Below are 10,684 nucleotides of genomic sequence, written 5' to 3' on the forward strand. Positions count from 1 at the left end.
TGATGGAAGGCACCGAAAATTGCTCCGTGGTGGAGCGGGCATACATCCGGCCGTATTCAGTAGCATGGGCGAGCAGTGGAGCAGTCATATAAAGACTGTGTCATACAGGACCGACAGAATTCTCCACCGGGAAGATCATTGCGAGTTGCTCCTGGGACAGGCGGGCCAGCTTCCCCGCAAGGATCGGAGCCGTCTCCGCCAGTTCTTTGCAAGGTAACTTGGGGCCAGGCATGATTTGGGGCCTTTGGGGTTCATGATCAGCGTGCACGTTGACGAAGTGCCCTGAAGAAGGGTTTCGTGACGGAAAATCCTCGCTGGATTGCACCGAGGTACTGAAGAGCACGGCCTCCGGCAACGAACCCGGATCAGCTTCGGGATGCAAGCCTTGGATCAGAAGGTGTTCACGAACGTCGTGGACGTCATCCCACTACCGCTGAAAATGTAAGTCATCGTCGTTTCTTTGTTCGGGTCGCTGCGCGTCACTCCTAAACGGAACTCGAGCGCTCCCGGGTCCACCGCCGTGCTGCTGCACTGTAACGCTGGAATGTCATCGCCTTCCTTCTTACAGTCCCAGCCGGATGGCTCAATCACCTTCCCCGGGATCATTCCGGCTCCCTCAGACAGGCTGAAGGTCACCTCAGCAGATGCAGGCATCCTCTCCTCGCCCAGACGGAAGACGATTTTCACGTTCACGTCGGAAGCCGTGGTGCCTGGTTCGGCCGAAAAGTCGGCCGCTACATCCGGCGTCGAATTCGTTGGGGTCGGGGTTGGAGAAGGGGGCGTGGACGTGGGCGACGACGTTGGACTGCCCGACGTCGTCACACCGGGGGTGGCGGACGGGGACGGTGCAGGTGATGGCGGCGCCGGAAGAAGAGGCGGTATCGACGACGACGACGAAGGGGCAATGCTCGGAAGGACCCGCGGCAAGGACGGCGGGTCCTCGGGCAAGAGGGTTCCTGGCAGAGCAGGGCCGGAGGGAGTGGGCTGTGGTCGGAATACCACCCAGATCGAAGGAAGTGCCGGGACCGTGCCGGTCACTCCTGGATGTGGTGGGCCCCCTTGGCCGGGGATGGCCGTTGGGCCCAGTGTTGGGGTTGCGACTGGTCCCGGCACTTTCCGGGACGGCACCGTCTGGGCCGTTTGGGTCTCCGCCGCAAACATGCCGGCAGCGCCCATGGCTGCGATTGCTATAGAGCTCACGCCGGCCGCCACCAGCACTCCAACAGCCACCTTCACGGGCAGAGCCGTCCCGCTTAAGGCCGCACCAGCTTTGGAAGTCACACCAGCAATACCGGAGGCTGATGCCAAGGCTGGAATCGCGGAACTGAAGGCCATTCCTGTCATCAAGGGGAACAGCACAGACCTCATCGCCGATTGAACATCGTGGAGGTCCAGCAACAGGGCCGTACACTTTGAGCACCCCTCCAAATGGGCCTGAACCTTCCGCTCGGATCGTGGGCTGAGTCCCTTGCGGGAATACACTCCGAGCTGGGAAGAGTACTCCTCACAGTCCTCTCCTACAGAGGTTGCGACATGATTCTGCAGGTAGGCCTGACGCAATCCTTCTCTTGCCCGCAGGGCAAGAGCGGAAACGCCGTTTGGGCTGAGCCCGAGCATCGGCGATGCCGCCCTGGGTTTCATGCCTTCAATATCGACGTACCATAAAACGGCCTGCCACCGTTCCGGCAAGGACTTGAAAGCTTGGGCCACTGCCGCTGTTTCGAACTCAGCCAGGACCGAATCCTGATGGTAATGCGCACTATCCAGAAGATAGGACTCATCAGTGGGCCGCGTTCGTGAACCCGAACGGTTGGCCCTGTAAGCCGTTCTACGGACCGCTGTCAGTAAATAGGCGCGGAAGAAGGTATCCGGCCCCTTACCCTGGGTCAGCGATTCCAGCACTGATGCAAAAACGTCTGCTACAACATCATCAACATCAGCACGGTTATCCACTTGGGCAGCGGCGACGTGCCTCGCCATGACGCGGTGTCGTCCATAGAGAGCATCAAAGGCCACGGTGTCACCGGAGCGCACTTGCTCAACGAGTTGTTCATCGCTGACGTCCGCTCCCGCCAGGTCCACACCAGCACTACCGTGCCGCCCAATACCCGGTCTTGGATCCGCCCCCATGGCGCTGCCTACTGACGGACACGACAAGATGAACGGATACCCGGAGCAAAAACAATTTCCGGGACGGGAGAGCCACGCTGCTGCAGCCCTCGCGCGGTCGCCATGTCCAGGGACCGTGCTCCATCACCCAGACTAGAGGGGTCACTCCGTCAAGAAAATAGCGAGTCGAAGTTTCCTTCCCTTTGCTGAGTCGGAGCAGCGACTGATAGAGACGGGAACCGGAAGTAGCAACTCCCGCGAGCCACAGGTGTACCGAGCCGTCCCGCACGTAAGCTTGTCCCGAAAGGGGACCTCCGTGAATTCACCAAAGACCTGCGTAGTCATTGAGGACGATGCTGATATCCGCGACCTCATAGCGCTGATCCTCACTGACGCCGGCTTCGAGGTCCACGCCTGCGAAACAGGGCATGACGGGGTGGTCGAAGCCGAACGACTCAACCCGGACCTCATCACTCTTGATGTGGGTCTCCCTGATATGGATGGCCGCGAGGCTGCACGCCTGATTGCCGCCGTTTCACAGGCCCCGATATTGATGATCACAGCTTTCGCTGAACTGGATGATGAACTACACGCCATCGCCTCCGGAGCCACGGCATACCTCATTAAGCCCTTCCGTCCCCGCCAACTACGCGAAATCGCACTGCAACTGAGTCCCCAGCACACAGCCTCGAGCACCGTCCAGCCGAATCCGTGCAGCCAGTCCTGAAGGACATGCCGGGCGAGTGATTCCCGGTACGCGCACTGGAGTGCTCCCTCGGGAAGTACTCCAACGAGAATTGGGCGTCGATTCCGGGCTTGTTGCCTCGCGTGTCCTGCCTGTGCCAACCCTCTTCGAGGTGGATCGCTACGAGACCGTGCAGGACATGGCCGCCGTCTTGGCTCGCCAGGAGCTGATAGCACAAGCCCGCGGGGATGCCTTAGCTCCTGAGAAGCGCAGCGAGTGAGAAGCGCAGCGAGGAGGTTCGACTTGGCGTAGATCTTTTCCGAGCGCCACGATCACTGGATGGCACGAGTTTCATATCCCGCTTCTGAGGACCTCGCGCCGGCTAGTGGAAAGCACTCCGCAGGGACCCCACGACGATTGCCGAGAGAAAAGCTCACGCCCGACTCCGCTGAACCCAACCCCGCCAGCCAAGCCCGTCGTTGTATTTGATGTTCGTGAACGGCGCGCCGGCAGCATCGAGACGATCTGCTTCCACAGCAAATACGTTGTCAAGTTCAACACATGTAAGCCTGACTATTCCGCCGGGGAAAGGGTTGTAGGTATAACTCGGGCCCATCATGATGTACGTGCCAGCGGCATCAATCTCATTGATGGTCAGCGGCGCCTTGCGCACCGCGTCGCCCAGCGGTTTGCCATTGGCCAGAATCCAATTCTGCGGAATGGCACTATGGGGCGTGTCTGGCGTCAGAATTCCCTGTACACGCTTCCCATCGTAACCATCGGAGTGCGTCACGGAAATGTTGTTATCCATCGTCCCGGACAGGGCATCGACACTCAACGCATAAGCCTGTTGGCCCAAACCCACTCCAGCCTGTTGACCCGCAGTTCGCGAGGTGACAGAGAGATTGTTGTACTTGGACTTCCCCACCAACCTCACGGCAGGATGGTCCGCCGGAGTTGGTTTCGCCGAAGCAGCACCGCCGTTCCACGCGGCGTCGTTGGCAAAGTTGTTCGGAACCGGGCCCCATCCATCCGGATTGGAGATCTTGGCTATGTCAGCGATCATGTTGTTGGCAACCGACGCGATCTGGCCGTTGACGCTTTCTGCGTCCTCAAGCCAAAAACCTTCGCCTCCGCAGTTCTGGGCTTCCGTCGACGAGAATTCGCAGCAACCACCGATGATCTTGTAGCCAATCGAAGCTCGCCGCACCTTCACCCCGCCCCCGCCGATCTGCCACCGATCAAGCACCTGGCCGCACCAGAAGGCCTTCGTGTTGGTGAATCGAGTCGAGCCGTTCTGTTGCAGAAATCCGTGGTACTCGGAATTGGCTACGGTTACTTCACTCAAGTAGGTGTCATAACCCACGGTGAACCCGTTGCCGCCGGCATTCTGGGACACGACGTTACGAAAACGTATTTCACCGCCGACCTTGTTGGTCATGGCGGCACTGCCATAAGGGTTCACGATAAAGATGTTCTCAAAGCTGGAGTACGTATCCCCATACGGGGACGCGTTAGGCGCAGTGTAGTCGGGGACCATCAGTATTCCGTGCGAGTTGTACTGCCAGTTGTCAGGATTTGCCGGATGACGGTTGGCCAGGTTTCCGGGGTCCCTAGGGCTCAACAGGTCAACACCAAGTCCCGAAAAATTCAATGCCTCCGGGAAACTCTGCCCCCAACGGTTGCCGTTAATCCTCAGATCGCGAACATCGTGGTAGTTGCTTCCCGGTTTATTGACAAAGACAGAACAGTTGGCGCCGTCCATCAACATGAAAGTAGTTTTGTTCCACCCCAACCCCCATATTGCAACCTCCGACAACATAACTATGGGCTTCTTCACGCCATAACCAACGAGTTGATTCACGTCGCCCTCGAAAATGGCAATGCCCCCACCCAGAGTCGCGACCTGCTGGAGAAACGCATTAATCTCATCCGACTGGTCAATGGCCACAGTGTCGAGGGGCGCTCCGACCGCCTGGACATTGGGCTTCCCCTGCATCCCCCTGCTGTATCTTCTGCGATCGGTTTCCGAGAGGTCCACGGTAATGATCGGCATTGTCGCGCGGGGAAGGATTCCAAAGTCCGAAGCGTAGTAGACCCGTTTGGCGTTCTTCGTCACAGCAGTAGCAGCAGCAGCGGGCGCTGTTCCCGCGAAAGCTGCTCCAGCAACCAAAGCAAGCCCACCGCCGGCCATCAGAGAACGTCTTCCAATCGTCGATTCCACAGTCTCTCCGCTTCTCGGCATGCGCAGTGACGGAAGCCTTCTCCCAGATGAGAGCCTGTGATCCACGTCGATTAGTTGCCTGCCTTTTATCTTTCAGTGGCGCACCAAGGCCGATCGTGACGTGGTTCACGACCGTTCTGTCGAAAGGACCTTGAACGAATCGGTCGTACTTCTGCCCGTCCCGCCAAAGGACACAAACCCAAAAAGTCACGAAGACTGCCGCAATGCGCGGGGTGACCCATAGGGGTAGCAGCTCTGGGTCCGCGGCTTCAGCCATTTTCTTTTGGCACCAGCTTGAACTACCCGCTAAAGACTGCCTCAGGATCTACCCCCCGCCCCGATGCACGGCCACACCTAGGGCTCCACCACCGCAGAAAGTCACTGGCCCTGAATCAGATGCTCAGCGAATCCTTGATGCCTGGCTGCACGTGACGAAGCAGAGCTGAAGATCGATCAAGCTGCGGCTAATTAATGCATGAAGGCCTGCGGCAGCATCAGTGACGCGTTCGCCTGCCCCGGCGCCCCATGATTCGTCAGAGGTCTTCTTCCCGAAGCCGTTCGCGAAGCTCAAGTTTTGTCCTCGTCGGCCATCCAGCGTCGGTGTACTTGCGTTTGACACGTTCCAGGTATTCCCTGGCCGTTCCATAGGCCACGCCCGCTTGGCGGGCCGTCGCGGCCAGAGTGGCGCCGGAGGCGTAAATACGAAGCACCGTGGATTCCTGGGCAGAAAGTCGGGGCCGCTGCGGCCGCGCGTCGGTGCTGAGCAGGAAAGCCAGTTCCGGGCTGACTGCGAGGTCGCCTTGGGCCGCCGCCCGGATGAAGTCAACCAGGTTGGGCAAGTCATTGTCCTTGGTGATGTAACCGGAAGCACCCGCTTCAATGGTTGCCAGCACGTGTTCCTGATCAGGAATGGTTGAAACCACCAGAATCGCCGCTCCGGTTTGGAGTAACTCCCGAACATTGTTGCCGGGATTGCTCCCATCCCGAAGATTCAGATCCAGCAATATGACATCAACGACCACCTTTTCCTGAAGATACTCGGCCACGGTGGACGCCATCCTGACCAGCAGTACATCCTTCAAAGGTTTCAGCCACGACGCAAGGCCCTGCAGGAGCATCCTGTCATCATCAATCGCGCCAATCCGGACAACACCGCTCATGCCGGCCACCTCAATTCCACGCTGGTCCCTTGCCCGGCTTGGCTCTCAACGACCGCGCTACCCCCAATTTCCGACATTCTTGCAATAATCGAACCGCTCAGTCCAAGTCCGGGTGAGTTTGTGCCCATGTCGAATCCCCGCCCACGATCCGTCACGGTGACTGTGACTCCGCCATTTCCGGCCGGATCGCCTCGCCCTGTGACCCACGCCTGGCTCTGTCCGGAATGCTTCAGGACGTTGTTCAACGCCTCCCGGCTGGCATCCCGAATCGTCGCGACAACCTCATCGGGGACGGTTGCCGGCATGTCGGCAACCTGGTGGTGGACCCTCAGGCCGAGTACCGCTTGTTCCCGGCCGAGAGCCGCAAGTTCGCCTTGGAGCCTGTTTACTGCTGACCGGTCCGCCGAGGAGATGATCGAGCGCAGATACTCCGCGTCAGCTGCGCAGCGACGTTGGACCAGAGGGTCCGAAGCATCGAGACTACCCCGGGCAAGTGCGCTGAGGGTAGAAAGAACAGTGTCGTGCAACGTTCGGTATTGCCTGGTCCGTTCGCTGCCTTGCGCCTCCGCTGAGCGGCGCCACATAGTAGCTTCCTCCAATGCCTGTGCGGCGTGGCCGGTACTCGCCCGCAATACGCGCATCCGGTGTCCCATTAGTGCTCCCACGGCGGCCAGGACAAGAAGCATGACCAGGGTGGAAAAATAGTTTGCCACCACTGCGGGATGTTGCGACATGGCAACGGAGGCGCCTGCACCAATACCGGCTGACAGCATCAACCAGGCCAGGAGAACCTGCCGCACCGGAAACAATAGCGCCACCGAAAGCATGCTTCCCAGCGCCAATGGAACCGCGGAATTTGACCAGCTCAAAGCGTCCCAGGAATAACATGCCAGTCCTGCAGCGACGGCAGCACAGGCATTAATGGAAACGTCGGCCCACAGTGACCATACCGGAATGTCATTGCGGCTGAGCACGATAGTCACCCAGATCAACGACCAAAGGGTTTGAAGAACCATAGTGACCGTTGCCAAAGTCTGGTTTTCAATGCCGGCAGTCAGTCCGAGCAAAATGCATGCCGGCCACAGCAATAGCTGAGCTAACCGCAGGACAGCAATACCCTGTATCAGGAACTTCCGGTTCCGCATCATTGCATCCCTCGCCGCTGCAAGGATCTCTTCCCCGGTTTTGTCCATGGAACGCAATGCTACCCATGGCCGTCCCCGCATGCTGTCGGCAGTTCTGCTGACAGCACTTTTCCCGACATGACAGCACTGGCCGGAACTGCGATGGTTACCTCACAACACTAAAGGTGCGGCCCAACGGAATAGATCAAGGAATAAGCAATCATGGAACGATTCGGTTACCGAAGAATCTTGCTGGCCTTGCCATTAGTCCTGGCCAACGCAGGAGCAGCCGTTGCTCTTTCTGCATGCGGAGCCGGCGGCGCGCCGCTCGGAGCAGCCGCAGCGGACGCGCCTGTCAGCCCCTCACCCCAACTGGATTCATCAGGCCCCGTGGAACCCACGCCACCAGCTTCCGCCGCGGCCAACTCCAGTCCCGAACCAGAGGTCATCATCCCCACCGCGGGACCAGCAGCGCTACAGGTGTCCAGTGGAACAACCCACACGGTCACAGGCGAGATTGTCACCGCCGAATTGCACTGTTCAGGTGGCGACGTTGTTGTCGAAGGAACAGGAAATACTGTAAAGATTTCCGGTGTCTGCACCTCAATCAGCGTCATGGGGAACTCAAATACGGTTCAGGCCTCCGATGCCGCAAGCATTCACATCGACGGTGTCGGAAACTTCCTGACCGGAGGCACGTTTGAGAACGTGACCATCCTCTCGGGGCCCAATTCGATGCACAACCGCAGCACAGGTGTGCTGACCATGGAAGGCCAAGGCAACGGGGTCAAAACCGGCCCGCTGAAGAATGCCAATGTCAGCGGTACCTCGAACTCGGCTCGCTACGCCGGTGGCGCCCCCATCACTTCGGTTACAGGTATTGGGAACAGCGTAAGCCCTCATTAGCTGCCGCCTGCCCGCAGACAAAACACCAGCGCTATCACAGTGCTTATTGGAATTCCCGCTACAAGAAGGAGAACCACCTTGAAGAAGACCAAAGGTCCAGCCATTATTGCCCTGGCGGTATCCATAACTTTCGCCCTGGCAGCATGCGGCGCGGGAGGCAGCCCGGCAGGCCCAAAATCCAGCCCCACGAGTTCGGGGCCTGCAGCCTCAGAGAAAACCGAAACAGCCGGGACGTCCGCACCGCCACCGGCAAAGACCATCACGCCACCCGAGACACAGGGTGCACTGAGTTCGTTGCCGAATGGCGGCCAGTGGCTGTACGCCCTCAAGCACGAATCCACAAGGCCTGTGGGCGAAACCACTGCAGTCCTCGAAGGTGATGCATCGGGTACCCTTTACGCCAATTCAACATCCCAGTTCATGGGTTGCGAGGGAACAGCCGACGAGACAAGGTACCAACTTGATGGGGCATTCAGCATCCTGAAAGCCCAAGTGGGTCTTCGCACGGGCACCCCCGCAGGAATCAAAGCCATTGTTGATGTCTATGTCGACGACGCACTCATCAGCCGCCTTCAAATCGACAGCGACGGCGGCGCGCCTCTGCAAGTTGTTCTCACAGGAGGCCAAAGGCTGACTTTCAGTGTCTCAAAAGGCACAGGCGAGTGCTCATACTCCGAGCAAGGCTACCTCGTCTTCGGTGATGCCCAAGTTTCCTGACCCTGGTGTCCATACTCGGTCGGGTCGGGGGCCACAGGCTCACGGCTGCTCTCCAGCCGCTGACTCGATGGCGATATTCAATAGCGCCAGATTGAAGTACACGCTGCGGCTGTCCCCGGAATCAAAACCCCCGAGCCGATGAACCGCCACAGCTCAGCCTCGGGCAAAAGCCGTTACGTTGCTGATCCGCAGAGCAGTGGATAGCCCGGAAACCAAGAAACCCCCGGAATTCCGGGGGTTTCTGTTGGTGGGCGATACTGGGTTCGAACCAGTGACCTCTTCGGTGTGAACGAAGCGCGCTACCACTGCGCCAATCGCCCGGGTGCATAGAAAACACTAACCGACCACGGCCTGAATGCAAAACCGATCAGCTCCTCCGCGCCGGCAACGAACTACACGGGTGGAATTACACTCGTGAAACTCCCCGCAGACCGCGGAAAGACAAGGATCCAGCCGTCTCCGAAAGCAAAAATCAGCGCCCGATTTGGAGTTTGCAACAACCTCCTATAGAGTTTTTACTCGTCGGAAAGCGACGGAAAGCCTGCAGGGCTGGCCGTCGAAACGACACTGCGGACGTAGCTCAGCTGGTAGAGCACCACCTTGCCAAGGTGGATGTCGCGAGTTCGAATCTCGTCGTCCGCTCGCAAGGCACTGTCAAGGCAAGAATTCCCCGGAATCCTGCTTACACGGTGGGTTGGCCGAGAGGCGAGGCAGCGGCCTGCAAAGCCGTATACACGGGTTCGAATCCCGTACCCACCTCGGTGAAAACCATGTCTTCCAGCTGTCGGCTGGATGCATGGGCGATTGGCGCAGCGGTAGCGCGCTTCCCTGACACGGAAGAGGTCACTGGTTCGATCCCAGTATCGCCCACCAGAACAAGGCAACTTGTTTGTTGTTGAAGGCCAGGAATCATCCTGGCAGACAACATGTGCGGACGTAGCTCAGCTGGTAGAGCACCACCTTGCCAAGGTGGATGTCGCGAGTTCGAATCTCGTCGTCCGCTCTCCTTTGAGAAGGACCCGGAAACGGGCGATTGGCGCAGCGGTAGCGCGCTTCCCTGACACGGAAGAGGTCACTGGTTCGATCCCAGTATCGCCCACCAGAACAAGGCAACTTGTTTGTTGTTGAAGGCCAGGATTCATCCTTGCACCCAACATGTGCGGACGTAGCTCAGCTGGTAGAGCACCACCTTGCCAAGGTGGATGTCGCGAGTTCGAATCTCGTCGTCCGCTCCAGGATAAAAAAGCAGCTCCCCGGAGCTGCTTTTTTTGTGCCCAATTTCTCCAATCCATCGATTCATTACGTCAACTAACTGATACCCCTCAGAAGAATTCGCTTTATCTAATGTGATTCGGCTCGCATAATGTACTGCGAGCTCATCACCGTTCCACGCCAACTGGCAGGAGTACCCCCATGAATCAACAGACGGCTTCCAAGTCCGTCCTCAGGCGCAAGCCGATCGACGACATCGAGGAGGAAAACAAACACAGCGGACTATTCAAGAGTCTTGGCCTCTGGCAACTAACAGCCATCGGCGTTGGCGGAATCATCGGCGTCGGGATTTTCTCCCTGGCCGGCCTTGTAGCCCATGGCAGCGAAGGTACCCCCGGAGTAGGTCCTGCGGTACTGATTTCCTTCCTGATCGCCGGCCTGGCTTCCGGCGCAGCCGCGCTTTCGTATGCCGAGTTCGCTGGAATGATCCCCCGCGCCGGCTCGGCCTACACCTACGGCTACGTGGCCCTTGGCGAAATCATCGGTT

The 10,684-nt window shown here is 58.7% G+C and carries 11 protein-coding genes, 7 tRNA genes and 2 pseudogenes; 13 read left to right on the plus strand and 7 right to left on the minus strand.

Annotated elements, in window-relative coordinates; all coding sequences use genetic code 11:
* Together HP499_RS25190 and HP499_RS25195 are read right to left on the minus strand one after the other, a co-directional pair.
* Positions 1 to 88: pseudogene (locus HP499_RS25190) on the minus strand (cytochrome); the annotation flags it as partial.
* A gap of 302 nt (positions 89 to 390) precedes the next feature.
* On the minus strand, positions 391 to 693 hold the full coding sequence (locus HP499_RS25195; RefSeq protein WP_253951607.1) for a hypothetical protein: 303 nt from the start codon (positions 691 to 693) through the stop codon (positions 391 to 393).
* Between the two features lie 94 nt (positions 694 to 787).
* On the opposite strand from HP499_RS25195, the gene HP499_RS25200 reads away from it, so the two are divergent.
* The gene (locus tag HP499_RS25200) at positions 788 to 1,378 is read left to right on the plus strand and encodes a hypothetical protein (RefSeq protein WP_253951608.1); all 591 of its coding nucleotides are present in this window, start codon (positions 788 to 790) and stop codon (positions 1,376 to 1,378) included.
* A 41-nt stretch (positions 1,379 to 1,419) separates the two neighbouring features.
* Here HP499_RS25200 and HP499_RS25575 read toward each other — a convergent pair.
* Positions 1,420 to 1,980: pseudogene (locus tag HP499_RS25575) on the minus strand (RNA polymerase sigma factor); the annotation flags it as partial.
* A 6-nt stretch (positions 1,981 to 1,986) separates the two neighbouring features.
* On the opposite strand from HP499_RS25575, the gene HP499_RS25205 reads away from it, so the two are divergent.
* From HP499_RS25205 to HP499_RS14920, 3 genes are all read left to right on the plus strand, one after another.
* The gene (locus tag HP499_RS25205) at positions 1,987 to 2,145 is read left to right on the plus strand and encodes a hypothetical protein (RefSeq protein WP_253951609.1); all 159 of its coding nucleotides are present in this window, start codon (positions 1,987 to 1,989) and stop codon (positions 2,143 to 2,145) included.
* A 280-nt stretch (positions 2,146 to 2,425) separates the two neighbouring features.
* Positions 2,426 to 2,836, plus strand: a complete 411-nt coding sequence (locus HP499_RS14915; RefSeq protein ID WP_172324954.1) for a response regulator transcription factor — start codon at positions 2,426 to 2,428, stop codon at positions 2,834 to 2,836.
* A 16-nt stretch (positions 2,837 to 2,852) separates the two neighbouring features.
* Entirely contained in the window at positions 2,853 to 3,074 is a 222-nt protein-coding gene (locus HP499_RS14920; RefSeq protein WP_172324956.1) for a hypothetical protein, read from the plus strand.
* A gap of 153 nt (positions 3,075 to 3,227) precedes the next feature.
* Here the strand turns inward: HP499_RS14920 and HP499_RS14925 are convergent, their stop codons facing one another.
* The 3 genes from HP499_RS14925 to HP499_RS14935 all read right to left on the minus strand — a co-directional run bounded on the left by HP499_RS14925 (position 3,228) and on the right by HP499_RS14935 (position 7,371).
* Positions 3,228 to 5,018: a hypothetical protein gene (locus tag HP499_RS14925; RefSeq protein ID WP_172324958.1), complete on the minus strand. Its 1,791-nt coding sequence runs from the start codon at positions 5,016 to 5,018 to the stop codon at positions 3,228 to 3,230.
* 533 nt (positions 5,019 to 5,551) lie between these two features.
* Complete coding sequence (locus tag HP499_RS14930; protein WP_172324959.1) at positions 5,552 to 6,178, minus strand: response regulator transcription factor; 627 nt, start codon at positions 6,176 to 6,178, stop codon at positions 5,552 to 5,554.
* On the minus strand, positions 6,175 to 7,371 hold the full coding sequence (locus tag HP499_RS14935; RefSeq protein ID WP_172324961.1) for a sensor histidine kinase: 1,197 nt from the start codon (positions 7,369 to 7,371) through the stop codon (positions 6,175 to 6,177). The genes HP499_RS14930 and HP499_RS14935 overlap by 4 nt, the downstream gene beginning before the upstream one ends.
* A gap of 153 nt (positions 7,372 to 7,524) precedes the next feature.
* Between HP499_RS14935 and HP499_RS14940 the strand changes: the two genes are divergently transcribed.
* Both HP499_RS14940 and HP499_RS14945 read left to right on the plus strand, forming a co-directional pair.
* A complete protein-coding gene (locus HP499_RS14940) occupies positions 7,525 to 8,208 on the plus strand; it encodes a DUF3060 domain-containing protein (protein WP_172324963.1) in 684 nt (227 codons plus the stop codon).
* 78 nt (positions 8,209 to 8,286) lie between these two features.
* Entirely contained in the window at positions 8,287 to 8,925 is a 639-nt protein-coding gene (locus HP499_RS14945) for a hypothetical protein (RefSeq protein ID WP_172324966.1), read from the plus strand.
* 245 nt (positions 8,926 to 9,170) lie between these two features.
* Here the strand turns inward: HP499_RS14945 and HP499_RS14950 are convergent.
* Positions 9,171 to 9,245 (minus strand) — tRNA-Val (locus HP499_RS14950).
* 249 nt (positions 9,246 to 9,494) lie between these two features.
* On the opposite strand from HP499_RS14950, the gene HP499_RS14955 reads away from it, so the two are divergent.
* The 7 genes from HP499_RS14955 to HP499_RS14985 form a co-directional block, all read left to right on the plus strand.
* A tRNA-Gly gene (locus HP499_RS14955) sits at positions 9,495 to 9,567 on the plus strand.
* Between the two features lie 46 nt (positions 9,568 to 9,613).
* Positions 9,614 to 9,684: transfer RNA gene (locus HP499_RS14960), tRNA-Cys, on the plus strand.
* A gap of 39 nt (positions 9,685 to 9,723) precedes the next feature.
* A tRNA-Val gene (locus tag HP499_RS14965) sits at positions 9,724 to 9,798 on the plus strand.
* Between the two features lie 57 nt (positions 9,799 to 9,855).
* Positions 9,856 to 9,928 (plus strand) — tRNA-Gly (locus HP499_RS14970).
* A gap of 24 nt (positions 9,929 to 9,952) precedes the next feature.
* Positions 9,953 to 10,027: transfer RNA gene (locus HP499_RS14975), tRNA-Val, on the plus strand.
* 57 nt (positions 10,028 to 10,084) lie between these two features.
* Positions 10,085 to 10,160: transfer RNA gene (locus tag HP499_RS14980), tRNA-Gly, on the plus strand.
* Positions 10,161 to 10,338: 178 nt separating this feature from the next.
* A partial coding sequence (locus HP499_RS14985; protein ID WP_172324968.1) for an amino acid permease occupies positions 10,339 to 10,684 on the plus strand: 346 nt, incomplete at its 3' end.

It is taken from the genome of Paenarthrobacter sp. CM16 (assembly GCF_013179505.1).
Taxonomy (GTDB): domain Bacteria; phylum Actinomycetota; class Actinomycetes; order Actinomycetales; family Micrococcaceae; genus Arthrobacter.

Excerpts from the sequence above, each read along its gene's own strand:
- HP499_RS14935 (WP_172324961.1), bottom strand. The coding sequence starts at position 7,371 with ATGGACAAAACCGGGGAAGAGATCCTTGCAGCGGCGAGGGATGCAATG.
- HP499_RS14930 (WP_172324959.1), bottom strand. The coding sequence starts at position 6,178 with ATGAGCGGTGTTGTCCGGATTGGCGCGATTGATGATGACAGGATGCTC.
- HP499_RS14940 (WP_172324963.1), top strand. The coding sequence starts at position 7,525 with ATGGAACGATTCGGTTACCGAAGAATCTTGCTGGCCTTGCCATTAGTC.